The organism is Paenibacillus sp. XP01 (genome assembly GCF_057364885.1).
Genome location: NZ_CP139481.1, coordinates 4,158,630 through 4,176,607, shown reverse-complemented (window position 1 = coordinate 4,176,607; position 17,978 = coordinate 4,158,630). Strand labels below are relative to the sequence as shown.

General features: G+C 49.3%; 17 protein-coding genes and 1 riboswitch. Of the genes, 13 read left to right on the top strand and 4 right to left on the bottom strand.

What is annotated here, in order from left to right:
- Window positions 1–124 precede the first annotated feature (124 nt).
- Window positions 125–1,351, bottom strand: coding sequence for a glucose-1-phosphate adenylyltransferase (locus SNR34_RS18740; protein ID WP_486179914.1), 1,227 nt, complete (start codon window positions 1,349–1,351; stop codon window positions 125–127).
- A gap of 196 nt (window positions 1,352–1,547) precedes the next feature.
- Here SNR34_RS18740 and glgB point away from each other — a divergent pair, with 196 nt between their 5' ends.
- Together glgB and glgA are read left to right on the top strand one after the other, a co-directional pair.
- Complete coding sequence (gene glgB, locus SNR34_RS18735) at window positions 1,548–3,575, top strand: 1,4-alpha-glucan branching protein GlgB (RefSeq protein ID WP_486179913.1); 2,028 nt, start codon at window positions 1,548–1,550, stop codon at window positions 3,573–3,575.
- Window positions 3,572–5,005 (top strand): glycogen synthase GlgA, encoded by a 1,434-nt coding sequence (gene glgA, locus SNR34_RS18730; RefSeq protein WP_486179912.1) that lies wholly within the window; start codon window positions 3,572–3,574, stop codon window positions 5,003–5,005. Before glgB ends, glgA begins: the two co-directional genes overlap by 4 nt.
- Before the next feature lie 202 nt (window positions 5,006–5,207).
- Here glgA and SNR34_RS18725 read toward each other — a convergent pair whose 3' ends face one another.
- Window positions 5,208–6,383: a M20 family metallopeptidase gene (locus SNR34_RS18725; protein WP_486179911.1), complete on the bottom strand. Its 1,176-nt coding sequence runs from the start codon at window positions 6,381–6,383 to the stop codon at window positions 5,208–5,210.
- 234 nt (window positions 6,384–6,617) lie between these two features.
- On the opposite strand from SNR34_RS18725, the gene SNR34_RS18720 reads away from it, so the two are divergent.
- From SNR34_RS18720 to SNR34_RS18710, 3 genes are all read left to right on the top strand, one after another.
- Window positions 6,618–8,033 carry an ABC transporter substrate-binding protein/permease gene (locus SNR34_RS18720; protein ID WP_438286791.1) on the top strand — a complete coding sequence of 472 codons (1,416 nt, stop codon included), beginning with the start codon at window positions 6,618–6,620 and terminating at the stop codon, window positions 8,031–8,033.
- A complete protein-coding gene (locus SNR34_RS18715) occupies window positions 8,020–8,742 on the top strand; it encodes an amino acid ABC transporter ATP-binding protein (RefSeq protein WP_486179910.1) in 723 nt (240 codons plus the stop codon). Before SNR34_RS18720 ends, SNR34_RS18715 begins: the two co-directional genes overlap by 14 nt.
- A 235-nt stretch (window positions 8,743–8,977) precedes the next feature.
- Window positions 8,978–9,173, top strand: a riboswitch (cyclic di-AMP (ydaO/yuaA leader).
- 9 nt (window positions 9,174–9,182) lie between these two features.
- On the top strand, window positions 9,183–9,845 hold the full coding sequence (locus tag SNR34_RS18710; RefSeq protein ID WP_236412274.1) for a 3D domain-containing protein: 663 nt from the start codon (window positions 9,183–9,185) through the stop codon (window positions 9,843–9,845).
- Between the two features lie 62 nt (window positions 9,846–9,907).
- Here the strand turns inward: SNR34_RS18710 and SNR34_RS18705 are convergent, their stop codons facing one another.
- The gene (locus tag SNR34_RS18705; protein WP_486179909.1) at window positions 9,908–10,723 is read right to left on the bottom strand and encodes a polysaccharide deacetylase family protein; all 816 of its coding nucleotides are present in this window, start codon (window positions 10,721–10,723) and stop codon (window positions 9,908–9,910) included.
- Between the two features lie 130 nt (window positions 10,724–10,853).
- On the opposite strand from SNR34_RS18705, the gene lpdD reads away from it, so the two are divergent.
- The 7 genes from lpdD to mobB all read left to right on the top strand — a co-directional run bounded on the left by lpdD (window position 10,854) and on the right by mobB (window position 15,865).
- Window positions 10,854–11,270 (top strand): prenylated flavin chaperone LpdD, encoded by a 417-nt coding sequence (gene lpdD / locus SNR34_RS18700; RefSeq protein WP_486179908.1) that lies wholly within the window; start codon window positions 10,854–10,856, stop codon window positions 11,268–11,270.
- Window positions 11,271–11,347: 77 nt separating this feature from the next.
- The gene (locus SNR34_RS18695) at window positions 11,348–12,013 is read left to right on the top strand and encodes a PspA/IM30 family protein (RefSeq protein ID WP_236412279.1); all 666 of its coding nucleotides are present in this window, start codon (window positions 11,348–11,350) and stop codon (window positions 12,011–12,013) included.
- 103 nt (window positions 12,014–12,116) lie between these two features.
- Window positions 12,117–12,518, top strand: a complete 402-nt coding sequence (locus tag SNR34_RS18690) for a DUF350 domain-containing protein (protein ID WP_236412280.1) — start codon at window positions 12,117–12,119, stop codon at window positions 12,516–12,518.
- A 24-nt stretch (window positions 12,519–12,542) separates the two neighbouring features.
- Window positions 12,543–13,049: a DUF4178 domain-containing protein gene (locus SNR34_RS18685; protein WP_236412281.1), complete on the top strand. Its 507-nt coding sequence runs from the start codon at window positions 12,543–12,545 to the stop codon at window positions 13,047–13,049.
- An 11-nt stretch (window positions 13,050–13,060) separates the two neighbouring features.
- Window positions 13,061–13,798 (top strand): DUF4247 domain-containing protein, encoded by a 738-nt coding sequence (locus SNR34_RS18680; protein WP_236412282.1) that lies wholly within the window; start codon window positions 13,061–13,063, stop codon window positions 13,796–13,798.
- Between the two features lie 207 nt (window positions 13,799–14,005).
- The gene (locus SNR34_RS18675) at window positions 14,006–15,283 is read left to right on the top strand and encodes a molybdopterin molybdotransferase MoeA (RefSeq protein ID WP_445259802.1); all 1,278 of its coding nucleotides are present in this window, start codon (window positions 14,006–14,008) and stop codon (window positions 15,281–15,283) included.
- Between the two features lie 6 nt (window positions 15,284–15,289).
- A complete protein-coding gene (gene mobB / locus SNR34_RS18670; protein ID WP_486179907.1) occupies window positions 15,290–15,865 on the top strand; it encodes a molybdopterin-guanine dinucleotide biosynthesis protein B in 576 nt (191 codons plus the stop codon).
- A 91-nt stretch (window positions 15,866–15,956) separates the two neighbouring features.
- Here the strand turns inward: mobB and xerS are convergent, their stop codons facing one another.
- On the bottom strand, window positions 15,957–17,045 hold the full coding sequence (gene xerS, locus SNR34_RS18665) for a tyrosine recombinase XerS (protein WP_236412285.1): 1,089 nt from the start codon (window positions 17,043–17,045) through the stop codon (window positions 15,957–15,959).
- 199 nt (window positions 17,046–17,244) lie between these two features.
- Here xerS and SNR34_RS18660 point away from each other — a divergent pair, with 199 nt between their 5' ends.
- Window positions 17,245–17,730, top strand: coding sequence for a GNAT family N-acetyltransferase (locus SNR34_RS18660; protein ID WP_236412287.1), 486 nt, complete (start codon window positions 17,245–17,247; stop codon window positions 17,728–17,730).
- The last annotated feature ends 248 nt before the right edge of the window (window positions 17,731–17,978 follow it).

Sequence of the window (17,978 nt, the reverse complement as noted above, 5' to 3'; positions counted from 1 at the left end):
TAATAAAGGATATAGGATGAAGCAACAAAAAGGGCGAACCGTTCAACGGCTCGCCTTTTTTGTTTATAAAATCAGGAATAATTAACCTCATACAAATCCTTCGTTATATATTCCCAAGTGAAACTTATGATGAAAGTTCGCCTGCACGCAGTCGACCGGTTTTCTCATAGACTTCCTTCAAAATTCGCGCGGATTGAGTACGCAATGCCGGTTTGGCAGAAACGACTTCTCCTGGGCCAATCACGGCAATTTCGTCTGCGCTGCCTTTGACGATGGCACCGTCCTTGATAATGGCTCCTTCGCCGATAATGGCATGCTCAATGTGGACGCCGCGGCCGATGCGAGCATTAGGCATAATTACGCTCTCCTTGATTTCCGAACCTTTGCCGACTTCGGCCCCGCAGAAAATGACAGAACGTTCGGCACGCCCATCAATGGCACAGGATTCATGGATCATGGACATGGCATGCTCGGTACGGGAAGCGGGGATTCGATACGTACTCGTTTTGCTTCTCCAGCCACGCGTGAACATGGGCCAATGTTCTTTGTGAAGACTCCAGTCCTGATCATTGTGCAGAAGATCCATATGGGCATCCCATAGGCTTTTTACTGTGCCGACATCTTTCCAGTACCCGTTAAAATTATAAACATAAAGCGAATTGCTTTCATTCAGCATTTGCGGGATGACGTCTTTGCCGAAGTCATGGCTGGAATCGGGATTTTGAGCATCCTCGAGGAGATGGCGCTTCAGATATTCCCAGTTGAACACGTAAATGCCCATTGAGGCCAAATTGCTTTTTGGTTTGGCCGGTTTTTCGGTGAACTCGGTTACGCGCAATTCATGGTCTGCGGCCATGATGCCAAAACGGTGAGCCTCATTCCAAGGGACTTCCATCACCGAAATGGTGGCGGCTGCTTTGTTGGATTTGTGAGCGTTCAGCATCTCGCGATAATCCATATGATAAATGTGGTCTCCCGACAAAATCAGCACATTTTCGGGGTTTTGTTTATCAATAAAGTCGATATTTTTATAAATGGCATCCGCAGTTCCCAAGTATTCGTCATTTCCTGTATGGTAAGATGGAAGCAACGATATTCCAGATTCAGACGAGTTCTCTTTTCTCCAAGGCTTTCCGCTTCCAATATGTTCATGCAATGATCCTGCTTGATATTGCGTGAGCACGCCAACAGTATCGATTCCCGAGTTTACGCAGTTGCTGAGAGGAAAATCGATGATCCGGTAATGCCCGCCAAACGGCACAGCGGGTTTAGCGATACTTGAAGTCAGGGGTGCCAAACGTTTACCCTCTCCTCCCGCCAACAGCATAGCGATGCAATCTTTATTAAACATAATCGTTTCCCTCCCGGAAATTTTTGTTGAAAGTTGTACATACATTAACGCGATTTGGAGCTGATGAAACGATATATACGGTTAAAAATCTGTAAAATTACAACATTTTCGAAATCGGTCATTTTTCTTTTCAATTTGGCTAGAATGGGGTAATGGTTAACGTTATTATTATTTTCTGGGAAAAGCAGGTGATTTTATGGCGATTGAACCATTCACAGATCCGGTCATTTCACCGGAACTTATTTATTTGTTTCATGAAGGAAGCCTTCATCACAGTTATCGTATGTTGGGTGCGCAGCCTGTCGTCGAAAATCAACAACAAGGGTACCGGTTTACGGTATGGGCGCCCCATGCGAAGGAAGTGGGTCTGGCCCTTGACCGCAACCATTGGAACGGAAAAAAGGATCCATTACATAAAGTGCCCAATTCCGGATTTTGGACTCGTTTCTTTCCTGACATTCAGGAAGGGACCCTATACAAATTTCACTTATTGACCAAAGACGGAGAAGAATTGCTCAAAGCCGACCCTTATGCATTTCACGCCGAAGTCAGACCGCGTACGGCATCCATAACCAGTTCCATCGACGGTTACAAGTGGAACGACGGGGCATGGAGGCGCAAGCAAAGAGGCGTATACAACAAACCCGTGCACATTTACGAGATGCACCTGGGAACCTGGAAACGCCGTCCAGACGGCTCGCTTTATAATTATCGTGAAATGGCTGACCTGTTGATTCCGTACCTGTTGGAGATGAACTACACCCATGTAGAGATTATGCCCTTGACGGAGCATCCTTATGACCTTTCATGGGGATATCAAAATACCGGTTTTTTTGCGCCAACGAGCCGCTACGGAAAACCAAAAGATCTGATGTACTTTGTAGACAAGCTTCATCAGGCAGGAATCGGCGTTCTGTTGGATTGGGTTCCTGCCCACTTTGCCAAAGATGCCCATGGCCTCAGATTGTTCGACGGTACGCCATTATACGAGTATGCTGACCCGATGTTAGCCGAGAGACCGGGGTGGGGCACGCTCAGTTTTGACTATTCGAAACCAGAAGTCCGCTCCTTCCTCATCTCCAATGCCGTTTATTGGTTGGAAATGTATCATTTTGATGGGCTGCGCGTTGATGCGGTAACAAGCATGCTGCGGCTGGATTTTGAAAAATCTCCGGGCCAGTTTCGTCCGAATCCGGACGGCGGATTGGAAAACAAGGAAGCCGTATCTTTTTTACAGGAATTGAACGAGACGATATTCCGCTATTTCCCATACGCGTTAGTCATGGCCGAAGAGTCCAGTGCATGGCCCATGGTGACGTCCCCTACGGATGCAGGAGGACTGGGTTTTAATTACAAATGGAATATGGGATGGATGAACGACACGCTCGATTACATCAAGAGCCCGTTTCATGAGCGCCCAGCCAAACACCATTTGCTAACCTTTCCGATCATGTACTCCTTTAGTGAAAATTACGTGCTGCCTCTGTCCCATGACGAGGTGGTTCATGGCAAAAAATCATTGCTCGACAAGATGCCGGGAACATATGAGCAGAAGTTTGACGGTATGCGGGCGTTTTTGGGTTACTTTATGACATTCCCAGGCAAAAAGCTGTTGTTCATGGGCGGCGAATTCGGCCAATTTATCGAATGGAAGGACGAAGACCAACTGGACTGGTTTTTGCTCGATTATGAGAGCCACCGCAAACTGCATCGTTTCGTACGCGACTTGTCGAAGTTCTACCTTAACGAAAAAGCCTTGTGGGAGCTTGATCATTCCTTTGAAGGATATGAATGGATCACTCCGGATGACCATGGTCAAAGTGTCATTTCATATGTGCGCAAAGGAAAAAAACCATCGGATACACTCCTGGTCATTATTAACTTTCAGCCGATCGAACGGAAGCGTTACCGAATCGGAGTCATGCGTCCCGGTATGTATACCGAAGTGCTGAACAGCGATCATTCCGATTATGGAGGATCAGGTACTCTCAATCATATGCAGCTGCCTACGGAAAAGATTCCATTTCATGGGCGGCCCTATAGCCTTGAAGTGGTGCTGCCTCCGCTCAGCATTGTCATTTTGAAGAAAGCGGGTCGCCAGAGAGCCGCGAAATCCGCTTTGGATGCAGCCGAAGGCAAAGTGAAAGCTTCAAAGAAGGCCCCATCGGGTAAAGCTTCCAAAGACGAAGTTCAGACGCAACCAAAGAGGAGGAAAAAGGCATGAAACTATTGTTTGCAGCAGCTGAAGCACATCCTTTTGTCAAAACGGGTGGTTTGGCCGATGTCATCGGGGCTTTGCCGCTCGCCTTGAAGAAGGCTGGAGTCGACGTTCGGGTGATATTGCCCAAATACAAAAGCATTCCGGACGAATTCAAACAGGCCATGGAAACGGTCGCGGTTACGGAAGTGCCGGTCGGTTGGCGAAGGCAATATTGCGGAGTCGAGATGTTAGTCCATGAAGGCATTCCCGTTTACTTTGTCGATAATGAGTACTATTTTGCGCGGGATGGCGTGTACGGTTACATGGATGACGGAGAACGGTTTTCCTTTTTCAATCGGGCGGTGCTCGAAGTGCTGCCTAAGATCGATTTCAAGCCAGACGTTTTGCATACTCACGATTGGCACGCGGGAATGATCCCGTTGCTGCTTCAGGCACATTACGCCCACCATCCGTTTTATACGGAGATCCGTACGGTGTTTACCATACATAACCTGCTGTACCAAGGCATTTTTCCCTATGAAGTGTTCGGTGAATTGCTTCAGCTGCATAGTCGTTACTTTACGATGGAAGGCGCAGAATATTATGGTAACGTCAATTTCCTGAAAGCAGGGGTCGTTTATGCCGACCACGTCACGACAGTAAGCCCGACTTATGCGCAGGAAGTACAGACGGCCTATTACGGTTATGGGTTGGACGGGTTGCTGTCTTCGCTTGGCGATCGGTTCAGCGGAATTGTGAATGGCATCGATACGATGAGCTACAATCCGGCTACCGACAAGAAAATTGCGGTGAAATTCAGATCAAGCCTCTCCAAAAAAACAGAGAATAAAATAGAGCTTCAGAAGGAGCTGGGACTGCCTGTGCGTCCGGATGCGCCTCTTATGGTGATGGTTACGCGTCTGGTGGATTCAAAGGGACTTGATCTCGTCTGTCGAGTTTTGGATGAATTGCTGCACTACGATGATCTTCAATTTGCCGTTTTGGGCACGGGAGACGAGTTTTACGAGCACTGGTTCCGCGAGGCAGCCCACCGCCACCCGCTTAAAATGTCTGCGCAGATTTTGTTTAACGACGGGCTGTCCCGGCGTTTTTATGCCGGAAGCGATCTTTTTCTGATGCCGTCGCGTTTTGAACCTTGCGGAATTAGCCAATTGCTGGCGCTGCGTTATGGCAGCGTGCCGATCGTACGCGAAACGGGTGGTCTGAACGACACTGTGCAGGCATACAATGAACACAGTGGAGAGGGGAATGGTTTTTCGTTCACCCACTTCAATGCCCATGATATGCTGCATACGATCCGTCGGGCAGAGGCGTTTTATCGGGATAAAGCAAGCTGGAAGAAAATCGTAAAAAACGCGATGGGCGGGGATTACAGTTGGGATGCTTCCGCGGAACAATATATGGATATCTACCGTCGAATTACGCTGGGGTGAACCCAGTTTACAAGATGCTTTATAAAGCAATCTATAATGGCCTCAGTATATCGATACTGTGGCTTTTTTTATAGGAAATATTCATGAAGGGGGATTGGGATCCACTGGCCGATCCTGAGCGCTTTGCCTTATACATAAAAAAGTGTCTGTCCAGTCACAGATAACATGACCAGACAGACACGTCGAAGCCGATAACATGGTATTACCGAGTCGATTGTTCAAACTCCTTACGAATGGATTGAAGCAGCTGCGGGTTGGTCAGCACGTCGCCGGCCGTTAAGGCAATGGCTTTTGCCCCCAGAATCATGCCATCCAAAGCCCGTTCCTGCAAGGCCAGATCACGGAATTCGATGGAATGAAGCGTGTGTACCTCGTCCACAACGCGAATATAGGGGTGAATCGCGGGACAACGCAACGATACATTTCCGATGTCCATGGAGCCGTGGTCATTGCCAGTAACGATTTCGCGGGCAGGAATACCGAGCTTCAGCAAATTGTCGCTGAATGCGCCGGACAACGTCTCGTTGGTGACCATTTCATCATAAGAAGTTTCGTAATTTGAAGTCACCAGTTTGCACCCGGTTTGCAGGGCAGCTCCTTCCGCGATCTGAATGACCCGCTGCGTAAGCACGTTCAGCTCTTTGCGTGTCGCCGCGCGGACATAGAACTGGGCGGAAGCATAATCGGGAATGATATTGGCCGCTTGTCCGCCGCTGTTAATGATGCCGTGAATCCGAACGCTGCTTTTGACTTGTTGCCGGAATGCATTGATGCCGTTAAAGGTCTGAATGACCGCATCCAGCGCATTAATGCCTTCATGAGGCGTAGCTGCGGCATGCGAAGCTTTGCCGTGAAACTCAAACTGAACGGCATCGATGGCCAGCGAGCTTCCCGACTTTTCGTAAGCGTAAAACGGATGGGCCATAAGAGCCACATCGCAATCATCGAACAGGCCGGCTTCCGCCATCGGAACTTTGGCTCCCCGCGTTTCCTCCGCAGGTGTGCCGAAAACTTTAAGCGTTCCTCCCACTTCATCTAATAAGGACTTGAGCCCAACGGCAGCACCCAAGCTCATCATGCAGATCAAGTGATGGCCGCATGCGTGACCGATCTCGGGCAAAGCATCATATTCGCACAGCAGGGCAATGGTCGGACCGGATTTGGCTGCCGAGTACGTGCCGATAAATGCCGTCTCCAGACCGAGAACGGGAGCTTCAACGGCAAAGCCGTGATATGTTAGCTCCTCCTTCAAACGTGCGGATGCGAGATATTCCTCATTTCCTAATTCCGGATTGGCCCCGATATATGATGAAATGTCCTTGAAACGGGAAGCATATTGATCAATAACCGCTAAAATTTGTGTTTGGATGGGTGTCATGGTGGTGTACTCCTTCTGCAAAAATAAAAACGATTTCTTGATTATAGCATGCTTCTCCATTTTTTTCAGGGCGTTGTCATGCGTTGTAAATATGAAAATGCATTGCATATTCATACATTGTCCTTTATAATGACTCAGGCATCCTATGAGAAATAAGCATGTGAATAAAGTAAGGGGAGAACAGGTTTGAAATTAATAAGTCGTTACACCATGATGCTTATGGCCTTTGTGGTCATGCTGACAATGGCTGTTCCAACGGCCATGGCCGCGGGCACGACGGGCATTTCAGAGGGCAAAAAGCTGGTGCTCGGCACAAGTGCCGATTTCGCGCCGTACGAATTTCATAAAGTGATTGACGGCAAGGACCAAATTGTCGGTTTCGATATCGCGATCGCCAAAGCGATTGCAGCCGACATGGGTGCAGAACTTGTCATAGAGGATATGGGCTTTGACGGGCTTCTGCCCGCATTGCAGAGCGGTCGCGTCGACATGGTCATCTCGGGCATGACCCCGACCGATGAACGCAGAAGAAGCATCGACTTCTCGGAAACCTACTACAAATCGAAGCAAGTCATCGTCGTACGCGCTGAGGACAAGGACAAGTTCCCGACGATGGCCGAGCTGGAGAACCAGAAGATCGGCGTGCAGAAAGGCTCTATTCAAGAAGAGATCGGTCAGAAGATTGCCGGTGCTAAGCTGACTGCATTGGACAAGATTTCCGATATTGTGCTGCAATTGGAGACCAATCGTATCGACGCAGCCATTCTGGAGGACACCGTTGCCGTCGGATACCTGGATGACAACATCGTGCTTGCGCCTGCAGTGCCGGACGAAGAAGAAGCAGAGGCCGCCATCGGTATCCGCAAAGGAAACACGGAACTGCTGAACGCCGTAAACGCAACGCTTGCCCGACTGAAAAGCGAAAACAAAATCCCTCAGATGGTTACCGAAGCGAGCCAAATGATGGCGGGAAAAGAAACCAAAACACCGAATATTCTGGAAGTGTTCTGGCAATACAAAAGCTTTTATGCAACAGGTGTGGGCTATACCTTGCTGTTGTCTGCGCTTGGCGTCATTTTCGGTGTCATCATCGGTCTGATCATCTGTTGGTTCCGTCTCCATGACGCAGCCATCCTGCGCTGGATCGGTACGGCATACGTCGAATTGATCCGTGGAACCCCGATGCTGGTCCAGTTGATGATCATTTATTACGGCCTGGCTTTGACCTTTAGCATTAACTTCTCGCCGCTTCAGGCAGGGATTATTACGTTGTCCATCAACAGCGGTGCTTACTTGGCGGAAATCTTCCGCGCAGGTATTCAAGGCGTGGACCGCGGACAGATGGAAGCGGCTCGGTCTTTGGGGATGGGCAAAGCTGCAGCGATGCGCTTTATTGTCCTGCCGCAGGCCTTCAAAGCGGTCCTTCCGGCGATCGGTAACGAGTTCGTTACCATTATCAAGGAATCGTCCATCATTTCGGTGATCGGTATGGTCGATATCATGTATCAGGCCAGCGTGGTCAAAAACATTACGTATCAGGGCTTGAATCCATTCCTGATCGCCGCAGCCATATACTTCGTGCTGACATTCATTTTGTCCAAGCTGTTGGGACGACTGGAAAGGAAGTTGAGTGCAAGTGATCGACGTTAAACAACTGCATAAATCTTACGGAAAAAACGAAGTGCTGAAAGGCATTGATGTAACGATCGGAAAAGGAGAAGTCGTGGTGGTCATCGGACCTTCGGGCTCGGGGAAAAGTACGTTTTTGCGCTGCTTGAACCTGCTGGAGCAACCGACTTCAGGCGAAATCAATTTTGAAGGGGTATCCATCACCGACCCTAAACACAACATTAACGCAACCCGTGAAAAAATGGGCATGGTCTTCCAGCATTTTAATCTGTTTCCGCACAAAACGGTGCTGCAGAACGTGACAATCGCCCCGATCAAGGTGAAGAAACAATCCGTTCAGGAAGCAAACAAGATCGCGGAGGATTTGCTGAGAACGGTGGGCCTTTACGACAAAAAGAATGCTTATCCAAGCCAATTGTCAGGCGGACAGAAGCAGCGTATCGCCATTGCCCGGGCGCTCGCCATGCAGCCGCACGTTATGCTGTTCGATGAGCCGACCTCCGCGCTTGATCCGGAAATGGTCGGCGAGGTGCTGGATGTCATGAAACGACTTGCCGAAGGCGGCATGACCATGGTCATCGTAACCCATGAGATGGGCTTTGCCCGCGAAGTTGGGGATCGCATTTTGTTCATGGACGGCGGAGTGATCGTAGAAGACGGAACGCCTTCAGAAGTGTTCGGTGCACCCAAACATGCACGTACCCGCGATTTTTTGGCAAAGGTGCTTTAGCCGATCATTGGAGTATCAAGATAAACCATGCCTGCTGTTTAAGGAGGCATGGTTTTTTGCTTGGATTGGTGCGCTATGGATTGAAAAAGTAACTTTTCTGTTACCATCTATGCGGGAACGAGCGACCATTCGAAACCCCGGATTCCCATGAAACAATGGACATACGCTGAATTACAAGGGGAAGCGATCGCAGATTGGTAACAATTACTAGGCACCATGGTTACAATATTGTGATATATTAGTCGTGCCGAAACTTTCTTAACGGAAGGTGCGGGGGAAGTAATGATGCAGTAGAGGGGCAGTCGCATCCTTGCAGCTGCTTGGGGTGAATTAGGGCGTACATAAGCAATACGTGTAAATCTATACCTATAGGGTGGTCTCCTCCATCCGAATCCGACAACTAACTTCGCAGGCATAATAAGGGAGGTAGACTTAATTCGATGAAACGCATCGTCAAAACCGCAACAGCCATGTTAGCAGCAGCCGTATTGATCCAGGCTGTCCCGGCTCACGCAGATTCCGTCCATGTGGCCAAAGAAGGAGATACCTTTTATACGCTTTCCAAGAAATACAACATTGCTCTCGACACGTTGATGAAGGCCAATACGGGCATCTCCGCGTACAATATCTATGACGGGGTGAAAATCAACATTCCGGGCAAAACAAGCACCGCATCCGCTGCAGCTTCAGCATCGAAAGTTCAGGCCAATGCAGTAACTGCTGCCAGTCTGGACGTAAACAATGAAGACAAAGTCGTAGAGGCGTGGGGCAAGACGTTTGATTACAGCAAGACATTGAACGTTGTCGCTACAGGGTATTCGGCGGACCCTTCCGAGAACGGGAAGTGGGGATCTGTTGATTATTTCGGCAACGACCTTGAGCTCGGTACCATCGCGGTAGATCCTAAGATCATCCCGCTCGGAACCAAAGTGTTGGTGACTGGACACAGCCATCCGGGATTGCCTAAACAGGCTTTTGTGGCTACGGCGCGTGATACGGGTTCTGCCATCAAAGGAAACCGCATTGATATTTTCATCCCCGGAAGCAAACAATCCGTAAGTTCATTCGGGTTTCAGGACGTGAAACTCTTTATTTTGAAATAAATCGACGATGGTGTTCGTTCAATCACGAAGCGTGAGTGAAGCGAACACCTTTTTGCATCCGGTCATTTTACGGTTTTTCTGTTTTTGGGCATTTGCAGCATTTCATCTAAAGTGACCAATTTGTATCCTCTTTTTTGCAGCTCCGTGATCACCTCCGGCAATGCCTCTACCGACCCGCTGAGATTGGCCCCGACGCCGCCACCGGCATGTTGAAGAATAATGGAGCCGGGTTTGACGGCAGATAATATGTTTTCTTTGACCTTTTCTTTGGGGATGCCCTTCCAATCCAATGAATCCACGTTCCAGTTTACGATGCTGTAGTGGTTCCTGGCTGCCCATTTGAGCTGCTCTTCATTAATATCCCCGTACGGAGGACGAATCATTTTTGGAGTATATCCTGTCAGTCTCTGTATGATTTCCCCGGTTCGCAAAATCTGTTTGCGGAATGCGCTCATGGACAATTTGCTGAATTGGGGGTGATTGTAACTGTGATTGCCGACGACATGCCCTTCTTTCACGATGCGTTTAACCAGGTCAGGATGTTTCTCAGCACGGTTGCCTACGATGAAAAAAGTAGCCCGTACATGATGTTCTTTTAAAACATCCAACACTTGAGGCGTGAATCGAGGATCAGGCACATCGTCAAAAGTTAAAGCGACCCGTTTGGTCGACGGACCGTTGGTCTTGAAAGTATCTGCATATTTTCGCCGAAGCTGTCCCAGAGTCAGCTGTTCTTCCTCCGATGAATGGATGGTTTCCTTGGACTCCCTTTCAGGAACCGAATGATTTCCCATTGCCTCAGCAGGTCGTAAGGGAGAGAAACTAACGCAAAGCAGCATGCAGACGATCCCAATGGCCACGTTGAGGCGAACACGCATGACAGCAGCCTCCTTTCAAGAATGCGTTCTTTTTTGGTATTCCCGGGATCGCAATGGTTTATGCGGGATGTGAAGTGTTTCATTGTCTTTGCGACGAATGAGGCTCATAATTCCAGAAAATACATAAAACATGAAGGTTGGGTGGACGCAGATGAATGAGTTCGATTTGAAAACGATGAAGCTTCAAGCAATTCAAACCGGGGATGACCGCGTATTATTGGTGACAGGAGGAAAAGCGCATATCGGTGCAGTCGCCACATATTATCCGGATGGGGAACGCATTAACGGTTCGGTCATGCACATTCCGGGGCATAAGGAACAGGAACTGTGCGAGCGTCTTGCCCGTAAAGCGGCGCAGCATCTCAGAACGACCGTAACCGTCATTATGGGCATTCATTACAATGGCATTACGCGCATGCAAATCGACGAAATTGTGCAGACTGCGGAAAGGCTGCTTGATGAACATTTAAACCCGTCCGAACATACGAATGGTTTGGTGAACGATGCCGTTCATTCCTATAACGGGGGTTCACAAATTTTTGATTGAAAATTGAAACGGACAGACGATTGCGACGTATGTATAATTATATACAGGGTTGTATTATCGACTAGGAGGAAAATTAAATGTCCATTTTCAAACGATTGCGTGATTTAACGATGTCAAACATTAACGCTATTATCGACAAGGCAGAAGATCCAATCAAAATGACGGACCAATATATCCGGGACATGCAAGAGGATCTGGAGGATGCGGAGAAAGCCGTTGCAGCCCAGATCGCCATCGAGAAAAAATTCAAACAGCTTTATGAAGAACAGGAAGCGCTCGTAAAAAAACGCGAGGAACAAGCTCATACCGCTGCACGCGCCCAGAACGTAGACCTGGCCCGGCGGGCGCTTGAAGAGAAAAAAGCCGCTGAAGAAAAAATGGCCGAATACAAAGTCAGCTACGACCAGAACAAGGCGGCAGCCGACAATCTGCGCGGCAAACTGGATGAGATGCGCAAACAGCTGACACAGATGAAAAACAAACGCGAAACCCTCGTTGCTCGTTACAACGCAGCCAAGGCGCAAACCGAAATCAACAAGGCTCTTAACGGGTTCAGTTCCGATACGGCGAGCGCCGGCATGAAGCGCATGGAAGAAAAAATGCTGCAAATGGAAGCTCAAGCCGAAGCCAGCAATGAAATGTCATCCAAAGGCAAATCGCTCGATGAGGAGTTCGAAAAACTGGGCAAAGATCAAGCGGTTGAAGATGAACTTGCCGCTTTATTGAAACAGTACGAAAAATAAGATTCGAACGAGCGAGAGTGTGTGTACCCATCTGGCGGAGAAGAAACATGGTTTCTTCTTCGCTTTTAAATGTGGGTTATGTTGAACTTTGGAGGCTGTGTAAATGGATTTGAACATTTTGGCGATGTTGGTCTGGACGCTTTCAGGCTCAGTGCTGCTCTTTATATTGATGTTCGTGGATTCCTTGTTTACAAAATATAAGGATTTTGCCGAAGTGAAGGCCGGAAACATGGCTGTGACGACGCGAATGGTCATGAAGCTGTTTGCGCAGGGCTACGTGCTTGCCACTTCGATTTCGACGGCAGGACATCTGGGTGAAGCCTTGCTTGTATCGGTTGTTTCGTTTGTTATTTTACTTATATTGGAAAGTGTGGTTCATTTCATTATTCGAAAATGGGCAGCACTTGACTTGGATACAGGCATCCAGCAAGGAAAAACAGGGTACGGCCTGTTTTCAGGTGCCCTGCATATCGTGGGCGCACTGATTATTGCGGCTTGCCTATAAGATTGAAGAACGGGAGTAATTCGCATGAGCGTATGGAAACGAATTAAAGGAATTATGGCCAAACCGGAACCACCCAAGGCAGAGAAAACGATGCTTCAGCTTGCGCCAGGCGATATTTGCGAAGTGTCGCTAGTCACGTATGAAGTGGTGGGTAGAGTGCATCATCGGTCCCGAAATGCGGTTGTGCTAACCTTGAAGGACGGCACGTCCGTTCGCTATTTGCATATCGAAGAGCGCGAAACGACACGCTATGCTTTGTATCAACCGATTGATGGCCGACTTGATGCACCGGATGAGGTGCCGACGCTGCTGGATTTGGATGGCCGTGCCTACCACTTGGAAGATGAATACGGAGGAATGGTTACGACAGCGGGCAAAACGCCATACGGGCAAGCAGGCGAGCAGCTTGTATGGCAGTATCAGTCGGATGATCATCTGCTTCTACGCGTGGAGTGGCAAGACAGAAGGTTTGCTCTGTACGAGGGCGAGTCCGTCATTCCCGCAGACATTAAAGTGATTCGTTCGAGCTAGGAGAGGTGCAAATGAAAAAGCGCACGGCGTATGGATTGAAATTAATGCTTGTGCTCAGCCTTCTGATGTCTTTGCTGTCCGCGTGCGGAGCACCTTCCGTTCAGGATACCTATCCACTCGAGTCTGTTAGCGGGAGCGGGAATTCGACATCCTATGTATATCGGGCTGCTGACCGCACCGTGCCTGAAGTGGCTGAAGAACTGTCCGATCAACGCAAGCCGGACCAGATCTCGGCGGTAAACGACGAGCGGATGTTCCTGGTATATTCGGACCAATATTACCACCTGCAGCAGGACCCGAACAAAAAGGAAGATACGCTGATCGAGGTCGATTCAAAGGAATATGTCCGTCAAAATTACGATTCCTCCTTTTTGCAGGGTTATCTGACCGCCACGCTGCTCGGCAATTTGTTCGATGCTCTTGGGGGCAGCGGATCTTCGGGGAAATACCGGGGCTATACAAGCAAGGATACGTATAAGCCCAATGCCGGTTCCTACCGAACGCCAACCAGCAACGATAAAAAAGCAGCGCCTCCGATTACCGTTGAGCGAAAAGGCTCCATTACGAGACGCGGGGGCGATACGGACACGAGCGTAGGTTCAGGCGGCGGTTTGTTCAGCCGGAAAAAAGAACCGAGCACAGGCACCGTTGAACGCAACAAGAGCGGAGGATGGTTTGACTCACCGAAAAGCTCATACAAAAAACCGAAAACAAGGGTTGGCGGAGGAAAAATCAAAAGGCGACGATAGCTTTTGCGATGCTGAGCCGCCCCCAATTGAACAGCCAGCGAGTAAAAGGAGTCGTCTCCCTTTTGCACGCTGGCTGTTTTTTTAGATCAGGAATTGCGAACCTGCTTTGACGTGACATTGTCACTTGTCATCGTTGCCTGTTTCGGGCTACACTTTTTTACATAGGGAGATTTTCTCCAAGAAGGAGCGACGAACATGAAATCAAACATGCCTCATGCTGACATGAAAAGTTCCAAATTTATGCGGACCGCCGTTCAGGTGCCCGATGCTCAGGCCAAGATTGCGGCGCGTGCAAGCTCTGGCTCGACCGAGCTGGTCAGGCTTGAACTCGCGCATGGGAGAACGTTGGCCGAAACCGTTCATGCACCGCATCCGTATCCGTTTTTCCGCCGTTCAGGCATGGACGGTTATGCCATTGTAAGCGGCGACACCTTGCATGCTTCCAGCGATGAACAGATCTGGCTGCGCGTGATCGATGAAATACCGTGTGGTTACACTTCGGATCAGATTGTTGTGGAAGGCACTGCTGCGAGAATCATGACGGGTGCACAGGTTCCCGAAGGCGCCGACGCTGTCGTCATGTTGGAGATGACCGAGAGCAGGGAACAGGATGGGCAGCATTGGATCGGTTTGAAACGAAGCATTCAGCCTAACGCCAATATTACGCCCATTGGGCTGGAGGTTCAGGAAGGCGACTTGCTGCTGGAGTCAGGCACGACCATTCGGGCAGGGGAACAGTCGGTCCTTGCGACATTCGGCGTGGCTCATGTACGTGTCTATCGTCGACCCAAGGTCGCGATTTTTGCGACGGGGACCGAACTGCTTGACGTGGACGAGCCTTTGCAGCCTGGACGGATTCGAAACAGCAACAGCTACATGCTTCGTTCCCTGGTCGTTGAGGCCGGGGGAGAACCGGTCATGTACGGTTCGATCGCAGATGACGTTGCTGCTGCCCGCGCCAAGGTGGAAGAGGCTGTGCGCGACAACGATATCGTGGTCACGACAGGTGGCGTTTCCGTAGGAGATTACGATATTATGGGAGATCTCGTGCGCGAAAGCGATGTGGACATGCTGTTCAACAAGGTAACGATGCGCCCGGGCAGCGTAACGACGGCGGCGGTGGTGAACGGAAAGCTGTTGTTTGCTTTGTCAGGCAATCCAGGGGCCTGTTTTGTCGGTTTCTCGCTGTTTGTTTGGCCTACCATCCGGATGATGCAGAGCGATCCGCACCCTTATTTGGAGGAGTGGACGGCGATTATGGATACGGAGTATACGAAGGTAAACAACTTTACCCGTTTTGTCCGCGGACGCATCCAGATTAGGGAGGGCACCGTTTACGCTGCACCGGCTCCATCGCGGGTGGATGAATCCAGCGTGATGATTACGATCAAGGACAGCGATTGCCTGATCGTGGTGCCGCCGGAAAGGAAGGGCATCGCGGCCGGGGAGAAGGTCCGCATTATCAAACTCCCTCAAGGCAGGTGAGGCAGGATGTCGATAACCAGCTATGCCAACACTCCGGGACCGGGGCCAAAAGTAGTGCAGGTGGTCGGGTACAAAAACACCGGCAAAAGCACGCTTACGGCAGCTCTTACGCGTGAATTTTCCAACCGCGGACTGAGGGTCGCGGTGATCAAACATGATGGGCATGACCACTTTCAAATGGATCGGGAAGGCACCGATTCGCATCGTTTTGCCGAAGCGGGGGCAGGGGCTGTGGCCGTCATGTCCGATACACGGACGGCCATTCTTGAGAAGCGGGCGGCCAGGTTGGAGGATATGCTCCATTATTTCAAGGATTATGATTGGGTGTTGATCGAAGGCCACAAGCAAGCGCCTTACCCTAAACTGGTGATGGCGAGGAGCGGCGAAGACCTGCTCCTAGTGCAGCAGCTGGAGAGGGTCATCGGAGTTGTTTCGTGGTTCCCGAAGGAAGAGGTACAAAACGAGGCGGATTTCGATGGCCAGCATGTTATTGAGATTGACAACAAAGGAATCGCTTGGCATTCCGTGCATGAGCCCGGACAGGTTGTGAGCGTCCTGCTGTCTATTCTCGATAAGGGTTGACACTGTGCATCACTGATCGTTCAAAAGCCGCCATTGGGGCGGCTTTTGGGGTTTGATTATCATTTGTTTTTTATGATGACGAAACGGAGAGCTAGTTTTCCTCCAATCGGCGCTCAATCGCTTCGGACATCGTTTTATCGGTAAGATGGGCATAAATTTCAGTGGTCTCGGTGGAAGCGTGACCCAGCTGTTCCTTGGTTTTATAGATATCATTTTGCAAATAATAGTCTGTCGCAAAGGAATGGCGCAATTTATGCACGGTCAGGTACGGTTTGCCGAATTTCTTCGCATATTTGATGATCATGGCCTGAATGGCTCTTTTCGTCATACGGCTGCCTTCGGATTCCCCGTTGCGAAGCGCGATGAACAGCGCTTTTTCGCGTTTCGGAGTGCGGTAGCGGGACTGACGCAGCTGCATATAGTTGGCGAGCTCGTCTCTCGCTTGTTCCCTGAAATAAACGGGGGTTTTGAACGTTTCGTCGTTGTTTCCTTTTCGGTATACATGCAGCATCTTGTTGTTCAGATCCAGATCGTCGACGTTCAAGTTGACGACCTCTGACACGCGAAGACCGGAATTGAGGATAAGGCTGGCGATGCAGGCATCCCGTTCTTTGTTTAGTTCATGGGCATAGAGGGCTTGCTTGTTTTTTTGCATATCCACTGCGTAACCCTCCAGAATATAACCAATGAACTCCAGCAATTCGTCTTCTTCCAAAATTTTACCCTTCAACTTGGCTGCCGTGTCTTTGGGTTTGTGCGTGCGCTTGATTTCGATTTTGGCCATAATGTTTCGTTTCAGCAGGGGGTAGAAATCCTCATCTTCAGCAATTTGGCTCAAATAGTGGAACAGGGAGCGCAGGGAGGAGAGCTTGCGGGAAACGGTAATGCGTGAGTTGGCTCCTTCGCGTTTGGTGCCCAGAAACAGTCGAAACGACGTGATGGACTCCATTCGCAGCACTTCCAGCTCGGTGAGTTGAACATCTTTGTTCGTCACAGCTTGGGACAGCCCTTCGGCGCGAAGCCAGCTGAAAAATGCGTCGTAATCCCGCAAGTATTCCAATAACGTGGAAGGAGACAGGTCAGGCAGCTTATAGTCAATGAATTGCTGAACGAACCAAGGCATGGAAGGCAGTTTTTCATCCAGCTTGCGTCGGTCAATCTCTTTTTGCACATTGGTCATGTTCGGCACCTCCATAAATGTGTTTATCATTGCGAACGATCGCATGGCATAGTAACACCAGTGTACCATATTTTGCTTGGTCACAGCCTGTTCAACGAACAGAGAGCAATGAGATTGCTTTCTTGCCCCATGACTTATAAACCAGTAAAGTAATTAGTATAAACGGCAGGCATATCCATAGAAAAGAGGAGTGGACCGGATGAGGGTGCAGATCGAGCTGGTTCCCCAAGAACGCAGTCAGGTGATTCGGCATTTGATGCAATTTTATTTGTATGATTTTACGAAATATTTGAATATTGACGTGGACGTGAACGGCATTTTTCCAGAATATCCGGGCCTGGAATCCTTTTGGACGGAGGAAGGCCGCAAGTTTGCTTTTTTAATTACCAGCGGCGGCGTGCCGGCCGGGTTTGCGCTTGTAGAGAAACAGCCGGGGAACAAGGAAAACGACTATTATCTGACCGAGTTTTTCGTCATGCAGAAATATCGGCGCAGCGGCGTGGGAACATGGGCTGCCCATGAATTGTTCAATCGTTTTTCGGGGCGCTGGAAGGTGACGCAGGTTCGGTCGAATGTTATTGCCCAGGCATTCTGGCGCAAGGTGATCGGAGCGTATACGGGGGGCCGCTTTCGCGAGAAGTTCCATCCCGAGCTCGGAAATCCAAGCCAGTACTTCGTGACGTGAGTGATATACGATTGATCGGATCGAAGTCGCCAAATAGGCGACTTTTTTCGTGAAAAGAACATAACGTTGGGGGAAGAAGATCGAATGATTAGATGATGATTTGCATTAAAATTTCATTATATGAAAAATTCATAATAGTTAATAATACTATTCCTGCCAATTTTCATCCACTGAAAGCCCCTTTGTTTACAACATTCAAGGCCGAATGATCAAAAATATTAATTTCCAAAAACAGGCCTTCATCGTAT